General features: G+C 45.2%; 19 protein-coding genes. 10 read left to right on the forward strand and 9 right to left on the reverse strand.

Annotated elements, in window-relative coordinates; genetic code table 11:
* Positions 1-1,067 (reverse strand): Ig-like domain-containing protein (locus tag ACTXGL_RS00005; RefSeq protein ID WP_443523997.1); only part of this gene is annotated, 1,067 nt, incomplete at its 3' end.
* Positions 1,068-1,149: 82 nt separating this feature from the next.
* A complete protein-coding gene (locus ACTXGL_RS00010) occupies positions 1,150-2,118 on the reverse strand; it encodes an OmpA family protein (RefSeq protein ID WP_319052366.1) in 969 nt (322 codons plus the stop codon).
* A 504-nt stretch (positions 2,119-2,622) separates the two neighbouring features.
* Here ACTXGL_RS00010 and ACTXGL_RS00015 point away from each other — a divergent pair.
* The gene (locus tag ACTXGL_RS00015) at positions 2,623-4,914 is read left to right on the forward strand and encodes a TonB-dependent receptor (protein WP_443523999.1); all 2,292 of its coding nucleotides are present in this window, start codon (positions 2,623-2,625) and stop codon (positions 4,912-4,914) included.
* A gap of 83 nt (positions 4,915-4,997) precedes the next feature.
* Positions 4,998-6,764 (forward strand): cyclic peptide export ABC transporter, encoded by a 1,767-nt coding sequence (locus ACTXGL_RS00020; RefSeq protein ID WP_319052312.1) that lies wholly within the window; start codon positions 4,998-5,000, stop codon positions 6,762-6,764.
* A gap of 101 nt (positions 6,765-6,865) precedes the next feature.
* Here the strand turns inward: ACTXGL_RS00020 and ACTXGL_RS00025 are convergent, their stop codons facing one another.
* Together ACTXGL_RS00025 and ACTXGL_RS00030 are read right to left on the reverse strand one after the other, a co-directional pair.
* The gene (locus tag ACTXGL_RS00025) at positions 6,866-7,699 is read right to left on the reverse strand and encodes a PepSY domain-containing protein (RefSeq protein WP_319052313.1); all 834 of its coding nucleotides are present in this window, start codon (positions 7,697-7,699) and stop codon (positions 6,866-6,868) included.
* Entirely contained in the window at positions 7,635-8,351 is a 717-nt protein-coding gene (locus ACTXGL_RS00030; protein ID WP_443524000.1) for a PepSY-associated TM helix domain-containing protein, read from the reverse strand. Before ACTXGL_RS00030 ends, ACTXGL_RS00025 begins: the two co-directional genes overlap by 65 nt.
* 368 nt (positions 8,352-8,719) lie before the next feature.
* Here ACTXGL_RS00030 and ACTXGL_RS00035 point away from each other — a divergent pair, with 368 nt between their 5' ends.
* Positions 8,720-10,969 (forward strand): TonB-dependent siderophore receptor, encoded by a 2,250-nt coding sequence (locus ACTXGL_RS00035; protein ID WP_443524002.1) that lies wholly within the window; start codon positions 8,720-8,722, stop codon positions 10,967-10,969.
* A 205-nt stretch (positions 10,970-11,174) separates the two neighbouring features.
* Entirely contained in the window at positions 11,175-11,921 is a 747-nt protein-coding gene (locus ACTXGL_RS00040; protein WP_443524003.1) for a siderophore-interacting protein, read from the forward strand.
* 70 nt (positions 11,922-11,991) lie between these two features.
* Here the strand turns inward: ACTXGL_RS00040 and ACTXGL_RS00045 are convergent, their stop codons facing one another.
* The 4 genes from ACTXGL_RS00045 to hppD form a co-directional block, all read right to left on the reverse strand.
* The gene (locus ACTXGL_RS00045; protein WP_443524005.1) at positions 11,992-13,395 is read right to left on the reverse strand and encodes a Na+/H+ antiporter NhaC family protein; all 1,404 of its coding nucleotides are present in this window, start codon (positions 13,393-13,395) and stop codon (positions 11,992-11,994) included.
* A gap of 116 nt (positions 13,396-13,511) precedes the next feature.
* Positions 13,512-13,853: a 4a-hydroxytetrahydrobiopterin dehydratase gene (locus ACTXGL_RS00050; RefSeq protein ID WP_443524006.1), complete on the reverse strand. Its 342-nt coding sequence runs from the start codon at positions 13,851-13,853 to the stop codon at positions 13,512-13,514.
* 137 nt (positions 13,854-13,990) lie between these two features.
* The gene (phhA, locus tag ACTXGL_RS00055; protein ID WP_443524007.1) at positions 13,991-14,911 is read right to left on the reverse strand and encodes a phenylalanine 4-monooxygenase; all 921 of its coding nucleotides are present in this window, start codon (positions 14,909-14,911) and stop codon (positions 13,991-13,993) included.
* 162 nt (positions 14,912-15,073) lie between these two features.
* Positions 15,074-16,189 (reverse strand): 4-hydroxyphenylpyruvate dioxygenase, encoded by a 1,116-nt coding sequence (gene hppD, locus ACTXGL_RS00060; RefSeq protein WP_443524009.1) that lies wholly within the window; start codon positions 16,187-16,189, stop codon positions 15,074-15,076.
* Positions 16,190-16,370: 181 nt separating this feature from the next.
* Between hppD and ACTXGL_RS00065 the strand changes: the two genes are divergently transcribed.
* The 5 genes from ACTXGL_RS00065 to ACTXGL_RS00085 all read left to right on the forward strand — a co-directional run bounded on the left by ACTXGL_RS00065 (position 16,371) and on the right by ACTXGL_RS00085 (position 22,230).
* The gene (locus ACTXGL_RS00065; protein ID WP_443524011.1) at positions 16,371-17,318 is read left to right on the forward strand and encodes a LysR family transcriptional regulator; all 948 of its coding nucleotides are present in this window, start codon (positions 16,371-16,373) and stop codon (positions 17,316-17,318) included.
* A gap of 169 nt (positions 17,319-17,487) precedes the next feature.
* A complete protein-coding gene (locus ACTXGL_RS00070; protein ID WP_443524012.1) occupies positions 17,488-18,684 on the forward strand; it encodes an amino acid aminotransferase in 1,197 nt (398 codons plus the stop codon).
* 313 nt (positions 18,685-18,997) lie between these two features.
* Complete coding sequence (gene fahA, locus ACTXGL_RS00075) at positions 18,998-20,287, forward strand: fumarylacetoacetase (protein ID WP_443524014.1); 1,290 nt, start codon at positions 18,998-19,000, stop codon at positions 20,285-20,287.
* Positions 20,288-20,459: 172 nt separating this feature from the next.
* On the forward strand, positions 20,460-21,035 hold the full coding sequence (locus ACTXGL_RS00080) for a VOC family protein (RefSeq protein WP_443524015.1): 576 nt from the start codon (positions 20,460-20,462) through the stop codon (positions 21,033-21,035).
* Between the two features lie 142 nt (positions 21,036-21,177).
* Positions 21,178-22,230 carry a TRAP transporter substrate-binding protein gene (locus ACTXGL_RS00085; RefSeq protein ID WP_443524016.1) on the forward strand — a complete coding sequence of 351 codons (1,053 nt, stop codon included), beginning with the start codon at positions 21,178-21,180 and terminating at the stop codon, positions 22,228-22,230.
* An 85-nt stretch (positions 22,231-22,315) separates the two neighbouring features.
* Here the strand turns inward: ACTXGL_RS00085 and ACTXGL_RS00090 are convergent, their stop codons facing one another.
* Positions 22,316-23,173 (reverse strand): IclR family transcriptional regulator, encoded by an 858-nt coding sequence (locus ACTXGL_RS00090; protein ID WP_443524018.1) that lies wholly within the window; start codon positions 23,171-23,173, stop codon positions 22,316-22,318.
* 203 nt (positions 23,174-23,376) lie between these two features.
* Here ACTXGL_RS00090 and maiA point away from each other — a divergent pair, with 203 nt between their 5' ends.
* Positions 23,377-24,021 (forward strand): maleylacetoacetate isomerase, encoded by a 645-nt coding sequence (gene maiA, locus ACTXGL_RS00095; RefSeq protein WP_443524808.1) that lies wholly within the window; start codon positions 23,377-23,379, stop codon positions 24,019-24,021.
* The last annotated feature ends 22 nt before the right edge of the window (positions 24,022-24,043 follow it).

Consider the following 24,043-nt stretch of genomic DNA (forward strand, 5'->3'; position numbering starts at 1 on the left):
GCCACTGGAGTTGGATCAGCAGTAAAGCCCGCCTCTGGGGTAAAAGTGACTGCTCCTGTTTCTGGATTCACGCTCCACGTGCCTTCACCCGGTACAGTTAGACTGGTGACTTCAAGTCCAGTGTTTGGATTGATTAGTTTGACACTAGTTGGGTCAATATCGCCCTCAAGGTCGGTGGCGTTATCTAGCACATTGATGACGACTGGCTGACCAACACTGCCTGTTTGAATCTCATCTTCAACGTTTGGCGCCGTTGGTGGGTAGTCGACGGTTATAGTGGCTTGATTGGATTTGTTGCCAGTCAAGTCAGACACTATATATGCCACTGGAGTTGGATCAGCAGTAAAGCCCGCCTCTGGGGTAAAAGTGACTGCTCCTGTTTCTGGATTCACGCTCCATGTGCCTTCACCCGGTACGGTTAGACTGGTGACTTCAAGTCCAGTGTTTAGATTGATTAGTTTGACACTAGTTGGGTCAATATCGCCCTCAAGGTCGATAGCACTACTTAACAAAGTAATAGTAACCGACTGCCCCAAACTACCAGCTATAACTTCATTTTCTACCAATGGCGGCGTATTATCTTCAATGAGGGTGTCATCTCGACTGTTGCTACTTGTACTCGCTAATAGTCCGGCAATTCCCAATCCAGCAGCAGCAGGTATCCACCAAGGGATGACAGCTGCATAGACTTCCCCGCCCAATGCTTGCCCTTCCACGTCACCCACTTCTAATTGAGTAACATAATCATAGGTTTCACCAGTATCTGGAATATAGTAGTAATACTCACCATCTTCAGCAATACCTAGTAGAGCACTATCTGCACTGTCGTAAAAACCTTCAACAATAAGATCGCTCTCTTCGCCTTCTTTTTCAAATGAGACATGGAGGTCGTTCTTAATACGTTTAGTAATAATATGGTTAGGAGCACGGTTTATGGCATTGTCATGAAACTCGTAATTCACTCTTTCTGAGGCTTGAATAACTGTAGGTATGCCATCTTTTGTGACGACTTCTATCTGGCTTACAGTCTCAGTAGTATTATTAGTTTTTACGATGATAGTATTCATTGGTTACCCTTTTTTAAATGCTTTGTTGCCGCTTGAAATACTTTTATGATGCGGCTTTATTTATAATATAAATATACTTGTATCAATTACCCACGCGTTCTTCGACCACAGCGACAACACGGCGGTTAAGCTGACGGCCAGCAGCTGTATCGTTGGTAGCTCTAGGCTGTAGTTCACCATAACCGATAGCATTTAGACGTTCAGGATCGATACCAAACTGAGTAATCAATACTTCTTTTACGGCATCTACGCGTCGTTGTGATAGTGATTGATTATAGCGTTCGCTTGCCCGACTATCGGTATGCCCCTCGATAGTAACCATAGTGTTTGGGTATTGAGCCATGAATTCTGCGACTTCAGATATTTTAGAATAGTATTCAGGCTGTACTACAGATTTGTCCGTTTCAAACAGCACTTCAAGTTCGATGGTCACTTTTTCAGCTAATACTGGTACTACTGGCAAAGCCTCAGGTATCGGCGTTATAACTGCTGTTGGTACTGCGCAGTTGGGTACCACTCGGCTAATTTGATGAGTTTGATAACGTTTGGTTTCTAGTAATGGTAAAGCACTATCACTCGTTATTTGTTCCAGTGTGCTTTTGCCAAAAGCATCCATGTCAACATAGAAAAAGTATGTTTGTCCACCATCAAGTTTATAGTCTGTCTTATCTGCCAACAAATCATTGTCTTTAAAACCAGTAGCATGAGCACTTAACTGATTGCTACCAACGCAAGAGTTAACGGCCGTATAATTGCCAGGGTGCAAGCTCACCTGATATCTATTATTGACAGAAATATTGGCACTGGTTTGTTCTAGGTCATCATCACTTTTACGAATAAACACCAGTCTCGTTTCATTAGCATTGACTTCTTTTGCTAGCACATCACGAAAATCCATGTCGACTTGATTATTCCACATGACGTTATTCACTCTACGACTGTCACCTTCATTATCAATACCACTGTTGCCTGTGACAGCACAGCCAGAAACACCAAGTAGAATAGTAGGTAAAACAATAGTAGCCATAGCTTTCTTTAGTACTTTTTCCATGATGATTTCCTGATTAATAATTTTTGGGTAGGTATTTAAGTCTTACTTTAACTTCAGTTGTTGCACAAATCATGCCATGTGTTTGTGTGATGAAAACCTTTAAATATACGCAAGCTGCAAAATATTCGCGGTTCATTATCTGACATAGACGATACAAATAAAAGAAACTAACCGACTGTTATGTACTCTTATGGTAAGTCCATCACTGTGTCATCAACACTATAAAACGGATCTTATGCATTTAGACTGAGCCGCATTCACTGATACTTAGCAATTGGCAATTTACTAAGGTTTTAGCGCCAGAACTATACTATTCCATTCCAATGCATAGCTAACTTCCCACAAACTACAGCCTGCTTATGATTGGTGACTTTCTCAAACCCCAATGGTAAAAGACTCTACCCTACAACCTAAAAGTATATTTAGCATTAATGCCGTAATAATATTGATAACGAAAATGATTATCATTACAATAGACGCTTAACATACTTGCTGGAAAACCCAATGCAACTGTCTCGCTTATATTCTGCTTTATCTCGCATCAATACTGTAAAAACATCTCGCCACACGCGATCATCAAGCGCGCGGCACTCAGCCTATCTGTCTACATCAATACTATTATTAGGCGCAAGTCATGCAGCATGGGCGCAGACAGATATAAACACTGATTCTTCGTCTGTCTCTCCCAGTGTGGTGCTTGATACCATCGTCGTCACCAGTAGCGCCGATGCGTCAGCGTCTGGACTACCGAGCGCTTATGAGGGCGGACAAGTCGCAACCGGTAGCCGTGTTGGACTCTTGGGTAATCAAGATATTATGGATACTCCTTTCTCCACCACCTCATACACCAATGAATACATCACCAACCAGCAAGCCCAAAGCGTAGGCGATCTACTCAAAAAAGACCCAACCGTGCGTGTCGCTAGAGGTTATGGTAATTTCCAAGAAGCGTACTTTATGCGCGGCTTTGTGACTACCTCAGATGACACCATGTTCAATGGTCTATACGGTATTCTACCAAGACAATACATCGCAACTGAACTGTTCGAGCGCGTTGAGGTTCAACGCGGAGCATCAGCGATGTTAAATGGTGCTGCACCTAGCGGTAATAATGCGGGCGGTACTATCAACCTACTACCTAAACGGGCTGACAATGATCCTCTGCGTGAGATAACGGTTGGCTATGGTCAAGGTGATCAAGGTAAAGTCGCAATAGATGTCGGTAATCGCTTTGGTACGGGTGACGCCATTGGTGTGCGCTTCAATGCCGCCTATCAAGATGGTGACAGCGCTATCGATGATGAATCCTCAACTTTAGGACTAGCAGCGCTTGGTTTGGATTACAGAGCCGACAAGTACCGTTTATCCGCCGATCTTGGTTGGCAAGATAATAAGCTCAATGAGACGCGTACCAATGTCACGTTAGATGGTGTCACAGATGTGCCAAAAGCGCCAAAAGGTACGAAAAACTGGGCACAGCCTTGGACCTACTCTAACGAGGAAGACATCTTTGGTACTATTAGAGGTGAGTATGACTTTAATGACAGTATCACAGGCTACGGTGCCTATGGTATTCGAAGCAGTGACGAGTCCAACTCCTTGGCAAACCTCACCGTCACGGATGCCGACGGCACAGGCACGACTTATCGCTTCGATAATACTCGTGAAGATCTGGTGCAAAGTGCCCAGCTTGGACTACGGGGTAAGTGGCAAACAGGTAAGATTGATCACAATTGGGTACTAGCCGCTGATCTTTATGATCAAGAAGAAAAAGGCGCTTACGCTTTTGACTTTGGTAACCAACTCGCGACCAACCTCTATGATCCTATTGATTATGCTAATAACGCGTGGTCAAGTGCTGCTATTTTTGGTGGTGATCTAGATAATCCCAAACGTACGTCTGAGACCGAGCTACAGAGCGTTGCGCTCGCTGACACGCTCTCATTTTTTGATGACAAGCTAAAGACTACGGTAGGCGTGCGTCATCAGAATATAAAAACGACAAGCTATGACTATAATACTCAAGCTCAACTGTCTGCATATGATGAGAGTAAATGGTCCCCAAGTATCGGCATTGTCTATCAGCCGAGTATGGATTGGTCTATTTATAGCAACTACATCGAAAGCTTGGCTAAAGGTGCTACAGCACCATTGAATGACATCGATGGTAATACCTTGACTAATGCCGGGCAAAACTTAGATCCATATGTCAGTAAACAAACTGAAGTGGGCGTTAAATATGACAATGGTATGATTGGCAGCAGTCTAGCATTATTTAGTACTGATGAGCCACGTGCCTATATCAATGACGCCAGTACGTTTGTCGAAGCGGGTGAAAACCGTCACCAAGGTGCTGAGTTGACGGTCTTTGGTAGTCCAAGTGAGAACATGCGCCTCAATGCTGGTGTCAGCTACTTAAGTGCTAAGCAAAGAGACACGGGCAATGACGCACTAGATGGCAATAGAGTCATCGGCATTCCTACGCTTCAAAGCAATGTCAACCTAGAGTATGATTTAGCCGCAGTTGAAGGGTTAACGTTAACAGGCGATATTATCCACACAGGGGCACGTTACGCAGATGCTGCCAATACTCTAAAAGTTGATGGTTATACGACCTTAGATTTAGGGGCCCGCTATCGCACGATGCTTGGCGGACAAGATGTCACCCTCAAAGGCATGGTCACTAATGTCACGGATGAAGATTATTGGCAATCAGTCGGTGGTCTGCCAGGTTATGGTTACTTAAATGCTGGCGAACCCACTGCATTAAAAGTATCCGCAACGTTCGATTTCTAGACATCATTGAGTTCCATAGAAGGGACTAGGCGCGACCTACTCCCTTTTCTGCTATCAAAAATTTATACTATTACTGAGTCATTATGTCTTCTCGTGCCAGCACTTCTTTGTATCATATGATTTGGGCAAAGTATCGCTCGCCCTTTTTAAAAGTCATCTTACTCAACTTAATCAATGCTGCTGTTAGTGTCGGTATTATTGCTTATATCAATCATACCTTTATCAGCCAGCCTGTATTCAATACCTTATCGTGGGCAAGTTTAGGACAGTTTGTATTACTGGTACTATTATTGTTGATGACCACCTTTGTATCGCAATATGCACTGACATGCTTGGGGCACAAATTCGTCTATGAGCTCAGAACCAAACTGGTCAAGCAAATCATCGATACCACAGTTCCTCAAATCGATCATCTGGGTAGTGCACGGCTACTCGCCAGTCTATCCGCAGATATTCAGTCTATTACCGTCGCTTTCGTGCGTATGCCGGAGTTGGTACAAGGTGTTATTTTGGCTGTTGGTGTTGGGTTTTATCTGGGCTGGCTTTCGCTACCACTATTACTGATCGTGATGTTTTGGATTGCAATGACGATTTGGATCAGCACTATTTTGGTCAAGCATGTGTATCATCATCTAAGAGCCATTAGAGAGATTAACGATGCGCTGTATCAAGACTATCAGTCAATCATCGATGGTCGTAAAGAGCTGGCACTCAACCATCACCGTGCCGAGCAACTATACACGCATGACTTTTTAGAACACGCGGCAGCTTATAAAGAACGAGTGATCAAGTCTGACACTTATCATTTGTCAGCCGTGAACTGGTCTAATATTATGATGTTTGCCGCGATTGGTGTGGTATTTGCGGTGGCCAATTACCTGGGTATCTCGATGGGTATCGCCACTACCTTTTCTTTGACCATCCTATTTATGCAGTCACCACTGCTCCATGCTGTCGGTGCCTATCCAACCCTACAAACAGCTCAAGTTGCCCTAGACAAAATACAATCACTAGCGTTAGCTGAGCACCAGCCTACATTTCAAACAAGTGGTACTAGCCAGCATTGGCAGACCATCTCGCTAACTGATGTAAACTATCGCTACCATGTTTCTAGTAACGGTGTTTCCAGTAACGGTCTTCCTAGTGACAGTACCTCGAACAATACCGCTTTCAATGACAGCGAGGGTGACCATACCACTGGCAACGTTACTAGCAATATCTTAAAAGGTGTTAATCTGACGCTCAAACGAGGCGACGTGGTGTTCCTTATTGGGGCTAACGGAAGCGGGAAATCTACGCTTGCCAAGATTATTACGGGTATCTTTACCCCTACTACGGGCGCAGTGTATATCGATACACTGCGCGTTGAGCCGCACAACAATGCTGACTATAGACAGCTATATTCTGCTATCTTTAGCGATCAGCATCTATTTAAGCAACTGATTGGTCAGCAAGGACAGCAGCCAGATGAGTCTCTGGTAAGTGCGTGGCTGCATAAGTTGAACTTACAAGACAAAGTCAGCGTGACTGACAATCAATTGTCTACAGACAAGCTGTCACAAGGACAACGTAAACGCTTGGCTATGCTCATCGCGGTCGCTGAACAAAAAGACATCTTACTACTCGATGAGTGGGCGGCTGACCAAGATCCTGCGTTTCGCCGCGTGTTCTACCAGACACTGATACCTGAACTAAAAGCATTGGGTAAAACGCTGTTTATCATCAGTCACGATGATGGTTACTTTGAGCATGCTGATCGGTTACTGCTCATGAAAGAAGGTCGCCTCACTGAGCTCAATGCTGAAGAAAGACAACGCGCTAGTAAGGACGCCATTGCTATGTTGTCATAAAGACCATCTCGGTACAGAGCCAACTCAAACAATAGAAAAAAGCGGGGCGTCTCTTAACAAGATGCCCCGCTTTTTCAAATAAGAATAACTTTTTGAGCCATTTATTTTAATAATCTGTGCAACAACCCAACACGAGAAATCACTAAAAAGTCTAATAGCACAATCACCACAATCGCAATAATAGCGGTTGGGAATATGATAGCCACTATTAATAAAGGAATGGCGAGCGGCCACCACACTGCAAAGTGCTGTCCACGTGCTGGCGGGTTTAACCCACTGCTCTGACTAGCATGACGCGGGCGACGTTGCCACCACATGACATAACCGCTGACACAAATAGCGATTACTGCAAGGCAAAATAGCACATTGGCAAGTACACTCCACCATCCAAGTGTGCCCATATGCAGCGCAATACCAGCCGCCATGAATTTACCAAAAGCATTATAATCATCAAAACGTATATCCGCCAAGATATTGCCCGAATAGCGGTCGATATGTACCGTACGGTCTGCTGTTGGACTTTTCATATCATAGCTCATTGAATCTTGGCTAATGGTCCAGACGCCTGTACTGCCTTGTGGTAGGTTTAGTTGATAGCGCCCTACAAACCCCGTCTCACGAGCGAACCGATCTACCGTATCTATCATAATCGGTATATCGGGAGCGATACCATTTTCACCCATAGTTGTGCCTGATGCTGGCATCGGCGTCAGCTCAAGCACCCAAGGCACTTCTTTAGTGCTTCCTAAGTTTAAGGCGCTACCATGTGTAGGCGCGGCTGCACCATGTACATGTGGTACTGCAGCAGATTCCTGCATGGTGCTATGTTGGCTATGATCAATAGATACTGGCACTGGTGCCACACCCCACTTACCCGCAGGAAACTGGCTCCATGCTTGCACGACTCTCTCGCCCCATACGCCTGCCCATGCCATTCCTGAAATACAAAAAAAACAGCAGTAGTATAGAGACCCAACTGCCGAGCGTGGCATGAATGGTACGCATAAAAGACCGTTTTTTCTTGTTGGTTGCCGTATCGTTAGGTATTAACATCGCTTTGACGGACTTGCGATTTTGCCACCAGAGGTACCAGCCAGACAATATCATCAATATAGTCAAGGACGCCGCGGTCTCTAGGAGGTAATCACCAACTTTTCCAACCAACAAATCACTGTGAATATCATTAAAGGTGCTATATAGCCCGCTATTAGACGGTGTACTTTGGACGATATCAGCCGTATAAGGATTGACCGCCACCATGTTGCTGTGTTCGTCTGATTTTATCTGAAACAAGGCGACCGTATCTGTATCGCGAGGCGCGATATACTTAACCAGTGTGCTATTGGGCAAAGTGCTCAGCGCGTTTTTGGCTTGGATAGAAACAGGTGCTTGGCTGGTCAACTCTGGTATAGCCACGGTGAGACGATCATCATCACGGCCTGCAGTGTTGGACATGAACAGCATACCAAGTGCAGTGATGGCCAAAACAATCAAAAAAGGCGCCGCGAACATCCCAGCATAAAAGTGCCAACGCCATACCGTGAAGTAGCGTTGGTTGTTCGTGGGTTTCGGCATAGGTTCGTTCATAAATATGGCCTTTAGCGCTTTTTAGTCACTGATAAACAAGAGCGCTCTATCAGTAGTTGCCCTTAACAATGCCTACTGGTTTACTTAAGCCCAAATAGACGCCTGCATCATACGAGAAAAGCCATATAAACGCTATTACTTGTAGCAGCAATTATCGATAAGTTACGCCTTTTAGCGGATAGGCGGTACCTACTAACGTTGATGATGATAACTACTGGTCATGCGCAGGCTATAGACACAGCACCATCTCGCTTAATATCCCTCTAAAACCTTTTTATTTGTAAATTTTAATGATAATGATTATCGTTAATGTTATTATTCCTTTTCTTCTATTTCTGGTACTCAATAACACCTTACAAGGAAACATGATGCGTTCTGTCTCAACGTCCAAATTCATTCGCCAAAAACGTTTAACCTTAGCCGTCCAACTGGGACTAGCAATGGGTCTGAGCCATTCAGCCTATGCTGAGAACACCCCAAACAGTATCGAAAACAATACGGCTGACAGTATTGAAAATAACGTGATTGAGACAAGCGTAGAAAATTCTGTTGATATTAATAAAGTGGGCAATGACACAGCGCCATCGACTACCTTAGACGCTATTACCGTCTATTCAGATGGCTATCGCAGTACCGGTACCAAAACTGCATTGGACCCAGACGATGCCCCAATGAGCTATACCAGAATCGATCAAGACTTATTACAAAAACGACAAGCAGATAGCGTTAATGCGGCTCTACGTTATGAGCCAGGCGTGAGCACTGAAAGCCGTGGCACAGTATCGATATTTGATGAGTACAACATCCGCGGGTTCAAAACTTACTCTAATTTTTATGATGGACTGAGACTACCCTACGATGGCGCTTGGAACCTCATGCCGCAAGTCGACGTCTATGCAACAGAGGCAGTAGAAGTTATCAAAGGACCAGCATCCTCGCTTTATGGCTACGCAGCACCTGGAGGTATGGTCAACCAAATAGCCAAGACCCCCAAAAGCACACAAGAAAATGAAGTACAGCTGCGATTCGGTAATCAAAACCTAAAGGAAGTCGCAGTCGATAGTACAGGTCCTATCACAGACACGCTGAACTACCGCCTAGTGGCGCTAAAACGTCAAAAAGACGGTCAAATGCAAACCACAGAAGAAGAGCGATTGCTGATTAATCCGTCGCTTGAATGGCAAGCGACCGACGATGTCTCTGTACTTGCCAACTTGTTTTATCAAGATGATCCCGAAATGGTACCCTCTACCCCGCTCCCTGCTATCGGTACGGTCTACAAAGCAAGCTATGGCAAATTGGACAGTGACGCCTATGCAGGTGATGAATGGAATAAATTTAGCAAAGAAGTCTTTATGCCAAGTGTCACCGTGAACTGGGATATCAATGATAAGTTAACCTTTAAACACATCACGCGCTATACCGATGCTGAGGCGCAGCAGCGCAATATGTACAATAGAGGGTTTGTAGAAGGTAGTGACACGATTCTCAATCGCGTCGCCTATACCACTGATGAGAACATGAATAACTGGACCACAGACAATCAACTGGCCTATACATTTGATACTGGCAACACCTCACATAACTTATTGTTTGGTGCTGAATATCAAGAGACAGACAGCAGCGCGATTTACTATGATGCTGGTGCAAATGGCACGCCAAATCTTGACTTGTCTAATCCAGACTTTTCACAAATAAATACGGCTACGCTACCGCTGGATACCTATCGTCAGACACAAGATATCGAACAAAGCCAGCTTGGATTCTATGTGCAAGACGAAATGAAGTGGCAAGATTTAACCGTTGTCGCTGGACTACGTCACGACAACTTTGAGAGTACGACTAAGCAAACCGACGCCTCTCAAGGTGCAGTTTATAATAACGAGACGTTTGGTAATGACGCGTCCGAAACCAGCGGCCGTTTTGCTGCAATTTATGATTTTGACAATGGACTCTCCCCATTTGTCAGCTATTCAGAGTCGTTCCAGCCTGTGGTTGGTAGCAACTTTATTACCAATGAACCCTTTGACCCTAGCACTGCTGATCAGCTCGAAGCTGGGGTGAAGTACTTGTCTCCAGACCGTGCGACCAAAGGAACGCTAGCCGTATTCGATATCACACAGCAAAATGTCGTCGTCACCAATCCCGCTGACTATCGACAGAAAGTTCAAACGGGTGAGATTGAATCACAAGGGTTTGAAATATCAGGCAGTCGCATGCTTAATGACTGGGTAGATCTCGCGGCAAGCTACAGCTATACCGATGCTGAGATTACCGAAGATGAGTTCAATCCAGATGTGGTCGGCAACACTCCTGCCCAAACGGCAAAGCACAAAGCCACGCTATGGGCAGACTACTATGCGACAGACAAACTGACTCTAAATGCTGGCGTTCGCTATGAAGATGGCATGCAGATTGATAAGCAAAACTCAGACGAGCTCCCAAGCGTGACGTTGGTCGATATTGGTGGTAGTTATCAGATTAACCCTATGCTCGCGTTGGGTGCTAGTATCAATAATCTGTTTGACAAGACTTATGTCGGCGCTTGTTACGATACCGAGAACTGCTGGATGGGACCTGAACGCCAAATGTCCGTCAGTCTAAAAGCCAATTTTTAAACCTTATGAACTCAGTTATCGTTAGAATGGTGTTTGGCAGTCGACCATTCTAGCGATGTGTTTTTAAGACAGTATAGATTTTTAAGACAATAGACTATCAAAGCAGTGCTCTTGCCTTATAAACTATCAAACGAACGTACATAATAGTTTGAGCACCAATGTTATACGCGAAAAGCTACACGCACTAAAAGAAGGAAGATAATATATGGCAAAACCAACCCCTAGATTACTTGATGTTATTGGTAGCAGATACCTCACCCCAAACATGTGCCGTGTCACGCTTGGTGGCACAGGACTGACTGATTTTCCAGTGGATCAAGAAAGCGCTTATATCAAACTGATGTTTCCTCAAGGCGAGGATGCAAAGCCAGTGGTACGTACCTACACCGTCAGCATTCAGCGCGATGATGAGATAGACGTTGATTTTGCCTTACATGAGGCTGCAGGCCCTGCATCGACGTGGGCACGCAACACTCAAGCTGGTGATCAAGTATTAGTAGGCGGACCCGGACCCAAAAAACTCATCAACAATGACGCCGATTGGTTTTTGTTAGTCGGTGATATGACGGCGTTACCAGCAATCACGGTCAATCTGGCACAATTACCCGCTGATGCACGTGGCTATGCCGTGCTTGAAGTGACGACTGAGGCAGACCAGCAATCACTTAAAAAACCAGATAACGTCGAGATTCATTGGGTAATTAACGCGCATCCAAATGCAGATAGCAGCCCTTTGCTTGACTCGGTCAAATCATTGACTTGGCTTGAGGGACAGCCTGCAGCTTGGGCGGCTTGCGAGTTCCATAGCATGCGCGCACTGCGCCAGTATTTTAAAATGGAGCGCGACATACCAAAGACGCATTTATATATGTCTAGCTACTGGAAAGTCGACAGCACAGAGGATCAGCATAAAGTGGTGAAAAGTCAGGATGCCCAAACGGCAGATCAATAAATACAGATTTCACATTATAAAAAAGGCGTAGCTAATATGAGTCACGCCTTTTTTTATAAAACCTCACCTATCATGCCTCAACAGTCTTCCCCTTTTCCACCCGACTAATCGTCAGCCCCGTAAACCCAAACAACAGCGTCAGCAGCAATGACAAATAACAGAAGAACGCATACGGCAGATACTCTAATACTGGCACCCCTAATGCCTGACTGATAAACACCCCGCACACACTCCAAGGCACCAATGGATTGATCACCGTTCCTGCATCCTCAATCGTCCGAGACAAATTCTTTGGGTGCAGTTGCAGACGCTCAAACGTCGACCGAAATGCCGTACCAGATAATAGAATACTCAAATACTGCTCACCAATCAGCACATTGATACTGAGCGCCGACATTGCAGCCGCAAATATCGCTCGTCCTGACGTCGTCAGTGTATTCTTAATACCAGACAGTAATGCTGGCAGTATTCCTAGTGCCGTTAACAGTCCACCTAAACTCAATGCCAATATCACAATCGCCTGGGTAAAGAACATACTCTGTACACCGCCACGCGACAGCATACCACCGACTTCACCCAGCTCTAAGGACTCAGCGGGAGCATAGCCTGCAAATAGATACCCACCCAACTGACCAAAGCTTGGTGAGCTGTGTACATAAGTAATAATTAATGCTGCGGCAATGGTACAGATAATCGTATAGATCGCATTAACCCGAAACAGTGCCAATCCAACTAGTATTACAAAAGGCAGTACCGAATACCCATGTACCAAACCACTGTCTATCAGCTGTCCTTGTAGTATGGTCACTTGACTCAAATCAGAACTGACGGTCTGTCCTGAGAACATCCAGAACAATATCACTGTCAGTATCCATGCAGGTACAGTGGTATACATCATATTGCGAATGTGCTCAAACAGATCGATACCGACTACTGAGGACGCAATGGTACAGGTATCAGACAAGGGCGACATCTTATCACCGAAGAACGCGCCTGATACCACTGCCCCCGCTGCTATCGCGACATTGGCATCAAAGGCATTACTCATCCCAATAAAGGCAACGCCCAAAGTGGCAGCCGTCGTCAAACTACTACCCAAGGCAATACCAATAATCGAAGTTAAGACAAAGGCAGAGATATAGTAGTACTCAGGCGATATCAGCTGAAAACCTACATACATCAGTGTAGGAATCGCCCCTGACATCATCAAAGCCGCCACCATGAGTCCAATAAAGAAGAACAGATAGATGGCACCGATACCGCGCATGACGCCTGAGGCCATTTGCGCTTGCATGTCGTCAAAGCTAAGTCCTTTAGTCATACCGATAGCCAGCAGTACACAGATGGCCAAGATAAGAGACAAATGCGGTACCCAGCCAAAGCCGATCATGGTGATGCCCATGATACCGATGACGATGGCGGAGATGATAAAGGCAAGCTTGGCGCTGATCTCGGTGAGTGGTTTTGGTGGCATGACACATCCTTAAAATGCCAGTAGATACTGGCATTAGAGTGGGTTTGAATTTGGGAGTGTTAATTTTATAGCGTTAGAAAACGGGTTTGCTAGCGAATAACCGAATGGCTTATGCGTTACTTATCAAGTAGTTTATCGGTCTTAGCCGCCATGACGAAGTCATTACGATGCAACCCTTTAATACTATGTGACCACCATGTGACGGTCGCTTTGCCCCACTCTACCAAAATGCCTGGGTGATGCCCTTCTGCTTCAGCGATATCTGCCAGTTGATTGGCAAATGCCATCGCTGCGACGAAGTTTTTAAATTTGTACTGACGCTGCAATTGCTGGATGCCATCTATCTCAATCAATGACCAATCAGGAATTTGTGTTAATAGCTCACGTGCCTCAGCATCGTCGACTTTCGGTGCGCCAATGCGGCAGGCTTCGCAGCTGCTTTGTGATAGTGCTGTCATAATAAAATCCTTTTAAGTTGTTTGTTTTTAATAGCTGTTTCTCTAATACTCGTATATCCATATTGAAATAGCTTTAGCGCTACTTCAATACTCCGTACTGAAATGACTGCATTGATGTTTATGTTTATATTTGAATTTTAACGAGTTTTTTCTGGATAAGTCGGCTCAAACAACCCAAGTGACATCGCCTGCTTGACCGTCCCCATGATGTCACTATCGACGATATCAAATAGCATGTCTAATTCGTCAATCACATAGTAAATCGGCTGTATTTGATCGATACGATAAGGCGTACGCAATACATCAAGCAAATCAAATGCACGGTGCTCAGGTTGGGGGCTAGGCTGCTGTTTGGATGTATCTTGTACCGTCTGATCAAGCGCATAGATTGTTTCAGAAGGTGAGCTTAAGATACCGCCGCCATAGATTCTACGGTCCTCAAGCTGACTACCGACCAACCCAAACTCGATAGTAAACCAATAGAGCCGTGCTAAAAACCATCTTTCTTCTTTGGTCGCACTCAGACCCAACTTACCATAGGTTTCGTTAAACGTCGCAAATGCTGGATGGGTCAATAGCGGGCAATGCCCAACAATTTCATGAAAAATATCCGGTTCTTCGATATAGTCCATATCACAAGGCCGGCGAATAAACGTCGCCACAGGAAAAGACTTATTGGCGAGTAGTTTAAAGAACTTACCAAAGCTGATCAATGCAGGCACCGCTGCGGTTTGCCATCCTGTGGACGCTTGCAATACCTCATCGATGTCTTGTAGTTGCGGGATACGCGTCGCCGATAAATTTAACTTAGTCAAACCTTCTAGATATGCAGTACATGCGCGGTTGGGGATTTGCTCAGCTTGACGCGTCAGCAAATCTTGCCAAATGGCATGCTCATCTTCGCCGTACTGAATATGACCGTTGGCATCTGGCTGATGTGAGATATAGGGCTTTTTATCGGTCGTGTGATCAGTCGCAGTGTCAATTTGCTGACTGGTCGCAACATGATCGGTACCTATGACTGTATTCGGAGAGTCTGTATATGAGAGGCGTTCCATGCCTGTATTCCTTCTATCACAGTGAGTACATTACCTTTATACTTATACTTGTCAGTAACGTATCTATCAAAAAGTAGCTGTTGAAGCGTACCTATTAAGGACAAGCCAAATTCCCTTTGCCCTGTCCGTTCATCTTTGAGTACTTTCTAACCTTAGAGTCGCTTACGGCGTTTCTGTTTCTGATTGATCTGTCTCTGACTGACCAACCGTGCCACGACGCACTTGGTCGCGTTCTATCGATTCAAACAACGCTTTGAAATTACCTTCACCGAACCCATCTGCATAGTCACCTTTACGCTGGATAAATTCAAAGAACACTGGGCTACCTAAGATAGTTTCAGAGAAAATCTGTAGCAGTAGACGCGGTGCGCCGCCCTCTGTCGTGCCGTCTAGCAAGATACCACGCGTTTGTAGATCCGCGACGTTTTCACCGTGGTTTGGCAAGCGCTCACTGAGCATTTCATAATAAGAGGCAGTAGGTGCAGTCATAAGCGGAATACCAGCGGCTTTTAGCTTATCGATACTGGCAAACAAGTCATCACTAGCCAGCGCAATGTGCTGAATGCCTTCGCCATTGAAATGCATTAAGTACTCTTCGATCTGTCCACCGCCCTGCTTGGCTTCTTCATTGAGTGGAATACGGATTTTGCCATCTGGCGCGGTCATGGCTTTACTGGCCAATCCTGTATATTCACCCTTAATATCAAAATAGCGAATCTCACGGAAATTAAAGATGCGCTCATAGAATTTTGCCCAGTACGCCATGCGTCCACGGTAGACATTGTGTGTCAGATGATCGATGACTTTAAAACCATGTCCGACAGGCTTTCTGTCCACATCTGCAAAAAACTCAAAGTCAACATCATAGATAGACGCACCCTCTTCATAGCGGTCAATCAAATAGATTAATGAGCCGCCAATACCCTTAATCGCTGGTAGCCTGAGCTCCATTACGCCTGTTGGCACGTCTACAGGCTGCGCGCCCATCTCAATAGCACGCTCATAGGCTTTTTTGGCGTCTTTTACCCGAAATCCCATGCTGCAAGCGCCTGCGCCGTGCTCTTCAACGAAGTAACTGGCTTGACTCTTTGGCTCACGGTTTAGGATAAGGTTGATGTCCCCTTGACGATATAGCGCAACGTCTTTTGATCTGTGATTGGCCACATGAGAAAAGCCAAGCTGCTTAAATAATGCATCAACCGCATAAGGCTGCGGGGATGCAAACTCGACGAAATCAAACCCATTTAGTCCCATTGGGTTGTCAAATAAATCTGCCATTGCAATCATCCTTAATGTCAATTAGTAGTAAAGTCGATTAATGAGTAGTAAATAGTTAATCAATAATGAAAGTCGCTAAAACGGTTCGTAATGAATCTTTATTGTTGACGTTGTATTTATATTAGATTAGCTTTATTTATAAGACTAATTGTTTTTTATGATTTATTTATCAGGTTTACTTATGAATATCAGTATTCGCCAATTAAACGCCTTTATCAAAGTCGCTGACAACGGCAGCTTCACTCGTGCCAGCGAGCAGATGTATCTGACCCAGTCTGCCGTTAGTGGGTTGATCAAAGAGCTTGAGTCTGGTCTTGGTATCGTGCTGTTTGATCGCACTACCCGCCAGCTGTCTCTGTCGGCAGTGGGACGGCACCTACTGCCACAAGCACGGCGTATCTTAAATGAGATGCAGTTGTTCGAAAACGAAGCAAGCAGCTTGACCAGCTTGGCACAAGGTCAGGTACGCTTGGCAGTATCACAGTTTGCCGCGTCCTCCCTGCCGGCGGTCATCGCGCAGTTTGCCAAACAGCATCCCAATATCAGCGTATCATTATTGGATTGTTCAGCAGAAAATTTGCTCAAGCATGTTCAAGATATTGAGGTTGATTTGGGTGTGGGGACTGAGCTGGGTGTCTTTGAGGCAGAAGACGATATTGGCGCTGACTTGTTGTATCAGCTGCCCTTTTGTGTGGTCATGCCAGATAGTCATGTATTGGCCGAGCAAAATGAAATCACTTGGCAGGATTTATTAGATATTCCACTCATCACCCTGCAAGGTCCGTTTCTTGAGCAAGTGACCGCAGAGCTGGAGGACTCTATTGCAGCCCATATCCAGCAAGCGCGCTATAAGGTAAACTTTATGTCTACCGCGCTTGAGATGACGCGCCAAGGGTTTGGCATTACGTTGTGTCTCCCCTACATGCCTGAGGTCATTGACTGGGTCAGCGCTAATGGTCTACAAATGCGACCACTCACGCAGCCTGTCAAGATGCGGCAGTTCTTTATTTATCAACGGGCCTCACGGGCATTATCTCCCGCTACAGTTGCCTTCAAGCAGTTTCTGCAAACGTACTTTGCCACCCACTACAACGACTTACATCAGTCTGACACACTGGCGATTAAGTAATAAATCACGACTCAAACGCTTCTGCTAGATAGATGGGCAGATACGCAAAAAAGATATTTGGTGATTTATTTGGTTAATTATCCAAGATAGCGCACTCTCGTGTTGAGTTCATCGGCAATTTGCTCTATGATTTTCGGCTGCTTGGTTTATATTCTTATAAGGAAATGGCATGTTTGAACGTATCGATTATTACGCTGGTGATCCAATTTTGGGTCTGATGGAAAAATACTCAGCAGATAGCAATCCTAACAAGGTCAACTTAGGTATTGGCATCTATTATGATGAGAATGGCGTACTACCTGTGCTCGACTGTGTAAAAACAGCCGAAGCGCGTATTGCTGATCCTGTCTCTCCTCGTCCCTACTTACCAATGGCGGGTTTGCCTGGACACCGCAAAGGCTGTCAGGAATTATTGTTCGGTAAAGACGCCCAAATTTTAAAAGACGGTCTGGTCGCAACGATTGCCACTATCGGCGGTTCTGGCGCTCTAAAAGTAGGTGCCGAATTTATCAATCAATGGTTCCCGCAATCTAAATGCTATGTGAGCGATCCTACGTGGGGCAACCATATCGCTATTTTTGAAGGTTCTGACGTTGAAGTAGGCAAATACCCCTACTATGACAAAGCCAATAGCAGCATCAAATTTGATGAAATGATTGCGTTTTTTGAAACACTGAACAAAAACGATGTCGTCTTGCTGCACCCTTGCTGCCATAACCCAACGGGCTTGGATTTAACCCAAGCACAATGGGATACGGTACTTAATGTCATCAAAGCGCGTGAATTGATTCCATTCATGGATATCGCTTACCAAGGGTTTGGCGAAGACATGGACAGCGATGCTTACGCTATTCGTAAAGCCGTTGAAATGAAGCTGCCACTTTTTGTCAGTAACTCGTTCTCTAAGAATTTGTCGCTATACGGCGAGCGTGTTGGCGGTCTGTCAGTCGTCTGTCTCACCGTAGATGAATCTGAGCGCGTATTTGGTCAGCTAAACGCGATGGTACGTCGTATCTACTCAAGCCCGCCATCACATGGTGGTCGTGTGGTCGATATCGTTATGAACGATGAAGCCTTACATGAGCAATGGGTTGGTGAGGTCTATGCCATGCGTGATCGCATCAAAGCCATGCGTCTAAAACTAAAATCAGTCTTAGAAGCCAAAATTCCTAACCGTAACTTTGACTACATCACCCGTCAAAACGGTATGTTTAGCTTTACGGGTCTGACGCCTGAACAGGTCGAGCGCTTGCAAAGTGAGTTTGGTATTTACATGGTATCCAACTCACGTATGTGTGTTGCTGGCCTGAATACCAGCAACATCGATTATGTCGCCAACGCAATGGCAGACGTCCTAAAAGGCTAGCGTTATCAGCAAGCTATCGTAATAAGTAATAAAAAAAGCCGAGCGATTGCTCGGCTTTTTTGTGCTTACCTTTTGCTTTTCTAATCTAAGTGTCTGATCCCCAAAGTGTGTGACTAACCAAGATAAGGTGAGCGCTATAGGTAACACTCACTACACTTAGGCTATTTCTGCGATAGTGTAAGTGTAGTCCCTCGCAAGATAAGTCACAAAGCACGCTCCACAAAAAGCTTGCAATCAATATATCAATAAATTACATTATACGTAAGTAATTAACTATAACGTAATTAAATATGTTTTTAGCAAGGAGCAAATCATGTCAACGATTGACAGTACTCTCACCTCTTTTATCGATATCAAATCGGACTCTGACTTTTCTATTCACAATCTGCCTTATGGCATCTTTAGTGTCGCTAAAGATAGCGTTCGCCGTGCAGGCGTTGCCATTGGTGAGCATGTGCTTGATTTGTCCGTACTAGAGACAGAAGGGCTATTGAGTTTACAAGGTGGCCCTTATTTTGATCAGCCTACCCTAAACGCCTTTATTGACTCTGGCCCAGACAATTGGAAGCACGCACGTACAACTATTCAAAAGCTACTGTCTAGCGACAATGCCACCTTGCGTGACGATGCCGAATTGCAAAAAAAGGTGCTGCTCAAGCAAGCAGACGTCACTATGCACCTGCCAGTTCAAGTACCAGGATTTACTGACTTTTATTCGTCTAAAGAGCACGCCACCAACGTCGGTACCATGTTTCGCGACCCAAACAATGCCCTACTCCCCAACTGGACCGAAATGCCAGTCGGTTACAACGGGCGCGCCAGTACTGTCATCGTTAGCGGCATGGATATCGTGCGTCCATCAGGTCAGTTAAAGCCAAACCCTGATGAGCGTCCTGTTTTTTCTGCCTGTAAGCGCTTAGATTTTGAGTTAGAAACGGCGTTTGTCGTGGGCAAAGGCAATCGTATCGGTCAACCAATCGCTGTCGATGAGGCAGCTCGTCATATCTTTGGCATGGTACTACTCAATGACTGGTCTGCTCGAGATATCCAAAAGTGGGAATATGTACCGCTAGGACCATTCAATGCCAAAACGTTTGCCTCCCAAGTCTCCCCGTGGATTGTCACTATGGAGGCATTGGCGCCGTTTAGTACCGCGTGCCCAGCCCAAGAGCCCAAGCCGCTTGCTTATCTAAACGAAAAAGATAGCGATAGCAGTTTTGATATTACTCTATCCGTTGAACTACTGCCTGAAGAGGCAGAAACCGCAACAGTAATCTGCGAGACCAATTTCAAATATATGTACTGGTCAATGGCGCAGCAGTTGACGCACCACACTATAACGGGCTGCAAAGTAGAAGTTGGCGATATGATGGGTTCAGGTACTATTTCAGGGCCAACGCCTGATTCTTATGGCTCGATGCTAGAGATTGCATGGAATGCTACCAAACCCGTCACACTTGAAGGTGGGGCAACCCGTAGCTTCATCGAAGATGGTGACACAGTCATTATGAAGGGCTATAGCGAAAAATACGGCATTCGTATCGGCTTTGGTGAAGTACGCGGCACCGTGCTGCCTGCGCTTAGCTTTGACTTTAACAAATAGCATTTGATAAGTAGTAACTGATAATAGTATTCGAAAAATGACACTAATATAGAAATAGTAAAAAGGCGTGTAAAAGCTCATGTAGGCTGATAGGAAGACAAGCGCATTCACTTAATCATAGTTATGTGAATCAAGCCAAATGAGTGACACGCCTTATCAAAAGGAGTTTGATATGAGCTTTCAAATTGAAAAAATCCATCATGTGGCTTATCGCTGCAAAGATGCCAAAGAAACGGTCGAGTGGTACCAAAAAAACCTCAACATGGATTTTGTCTTAGCATTCGCAGAAGATCATGTGCCGTCAACCAAAGCCTTTGACCCTTATATGCATGTCTTTTTGAATGCTGGTAATGGTAATGTCTTGGCGTTTTTTGAAGTACCTAACCAACCTGAAATGGGCTTTGACCCAAATACCCCAGACTGGGTACAGCATCTGGCGCTAAAGGTAAAAGACCGTGACGAACTAATGATTGCCAGAGAACATCTCGAGGCTGCAGGTATTGACGTCATTGGTGTGACCAATCACGGTATCTTTCACTCCATCTATTTCTTTGACCCAAATGGCCATCGCCTTGAGTTGACCTATGATGATCCGACCTCAGAAGATAAGGTCTCGATGATTACAGATGCTATCAAACAAGACATGCTAGATGAATGGTCTCGTACCAAACGCGCGCCAGCACATACGCAGTTTTTGCACAGTGATGAGCTGGCCGAAGCACGCGACGTTGCACCCGTTGGTGAGTAGCACACCCTATTACCGTGTCTACTACTTTGTGCACATTGTCTAACAGCTGACGCTTTTGGTCCAAATGAGTACCCATCGACTCAAGATAATGTAGATTCAAACGAGCACAAACGATCTCTAACCATCATGAAAGGACTCTATGATGAAAATAACCACCCCTCTAGGAGTACTCTTGGCAGCCTCAATTGCAATGAATGGCTGCTCTAATAACGAACAAGCAGCGAGCTCTGATGTCAGTAAAGACCACGTCACCACTCTAAGATTTTCACATTTTATGACTGCCAACGACAATATCAACACCGAGGCATTAGAGCCATGGGCTAAAAAAATTGAAGCCGATTCAAAAGGTCGTTTAAAGGTTGAGATATACCCTTCTGCAACACTAAGCAAGCCAGGAGCTACCTACGATGCTACGGCTAAAGGTAGTGTTGATATTGGTATGCAAGCACAAGGCTATACAGCAGGGCGTTTTCCTTTGACCCAGATTGTAGAGCTACCAGGCATTACCAATACCGCACAGCAGCAAAGTTGTATCCTTCACAAATTATATGATGAAGGCGTCATTACCGATGAGTATGAAGATACTCACTTGCTCGCGTTAATTGGGACAGGACAAGGCGCGCTTCATACCGTTGACAAACCTATTCGCACACCAGCTGATATGAAAGGATTACGTATTCGTCAGCCATCTGCGGTTGCTAGCCACATTATCGAAGCGACTGGCGCAGCCCCCGTTGGCATGCCTGCCAGTGACACCTATACTTCGCTTCAGCGCGGCGTCATCGATGGACTCAGCTTTACGTGGCAACCCATTCAAGCATTTCGCCTTGACGAGCTGATTAATACACATACCAATATCCCTTTTTATAACTCGACCTTTGTCATTAGCATGAACAAAGACAAATACAATAGCTTGCCTGATGATCTCAAAAAGGTGATTGATGACAATTCAGGTGCAGAAATGGCAGCATATGTCTCCAAGGTATTTGACGTCAGTAATACCAAAGCAATGACTGCAGCCAGAGAAAAAGGTGACATCATGATCGATATCCCCGATCCACTCAATGACCCAAACTGGAAAGGACCATTGATGGAAGGCTCAAAGCATTACCTAGACGAAGTCAATGCCACTGGTCTAGATGCTGACAATGTGTACGAAAAAGCAAAAGCAGCAAGTAGCGCCTGCGTGGTCTAGAGAATGGAGTTAATGAGACACATGGGTGAATAAATCTCTCGACGCGATAACGCGATAGCCAATCAGCTTGTAGTTAACATTTTGGCTACGCTATTTGAGAACGCTGCGCAATCGTCAAGATCTGCTCAACCACATTGCTCTGCTCGCTTATCGGTAACTGCTCTGTGGTACCAATAATAGTAATGGCATACTCTATAGGTAGGTTGTCACTAGGCACCTCACTCTCAGTCGCGGACTGACTCTTAGTATGACTGGCAATCGTCGGCAGGATCACAGGAATGGTAATGGCGTTGATACCCATGAGCATATCACCCGTAACGGTCGCATAGCCCTGAGTACGTATCTTGGTTTGTAGATGAGTAAAGCGCTGCCATTTCTCTAGGCTATCGGCTGAGTTTTCATCCGCTTGCCATTCAGCCATGACCAGCGGCTGGATCACACTCTGAGGTTGATAGCTGGCAAACAGTTGCCCTGTGGCTGATGTCGTCAAGGGCATCCGTGAGCCGATACGCGTAATGATACTAATGGGACTATCAGGCTCAACGGACTGAATAATAATTGGGCCTTCGCTAAACCATTTAGCAATTTGTACACCGCAGTTTAGAGTGTCTTTGATTTCATTGGCAACCTGTGTGAGACGTGCCAAGATATTGTTTTGGCTCAGTCCAGTGTATCCCAATGCAGCCAATGCATGCACTCTATCGCCGAGCCCATAACGCCCATCATCAAGCTTACACGCGTAGTTTTTGCGGATGAGACTGACCAAGTAACGATGCGATTTTGCTGGATGCATGTTCATGGTTTCAGCGATGTCTTTTAGCATCATAGGCTCATTGTGATCAATGAGCACATCAAGTATCGATAGCCCAATCTCAAGCGACTGCACCCCGCTCTGGTTTTTACTGATACCTAGGTTATCTAAAGCATTTTTGGCTGCTGGCATGATGGGCTCAATTATGTTTATTTGATTATATGCGTGATGGTTGTTTGCTGATGGACTACTTAGCCAACCAACAATGAGAGATAAGTTTCATCTACATAGAGTTTTTGTATGACCATTCTATAGTAGTCATTTTTTACAGTACATACTCGTCACGCACTCATTTGATATACCAATAACCTATCACAATAAGGACATAAATCATGATGACACTTTATGGCTATTTTCGTAGTGGCACCGCTTATCGTACTCGTATCGCCCTGAATCTAAAGGGTTTGGATTACGAGAATATCGCCATCAATCTAGCTCAAGATGAGCAATTAGAAGCAGCCTTTAAAGCTATTAACCCTCAAGGATTGGTGCCTGTCCTGCAAGCTGATGACTTACTATTATACCAAAGTCCAGCTATCTTGGAGTGGTTAGAAGAGACCTATCCTGAGCACGCGTTATTGCCTAATGATGCTACTGGGCGTATGCACGTGCGGGCACTGAGCGCGATGATTGGCTGTGACATTCATCCGATCAATAACCGCCGTATCCTACAGTATTTACGCAACGAGCTGTCCATCGAGGATGAGGACGTCATCGCATGGTGCAATCGCTGGATTACGGATGGGTTCTTGGCATTAGAGACGCGACTGGCAGCAGACAAAAATCGCGGAAACTACTGCTACGGTGATAGACCGACTCTCGCAGACTGCTATTTGATTCCACAGGTTTCCTCTGCCCGACGTTTTAAGGTAGACCTCACTGCGTATCCCAACATTGTGGCTATTGATACGCATTGCCAAACCATGCAAGCCTTTATGGATGCCGCTCCTATGATGCAACCTGACGCACCAAAAAATTAAGAGATATCAAAAAGTTAAAACG

It is taken from the genome of Psychrobacter sp. T6-6 (genome assembly GCF_052258185.1).
Lineage (GTDB): Bacteria > Pseudomonadota > Gammaproteobacteria > Pseudomonadales > Moraxellaceae > Psychrobacter.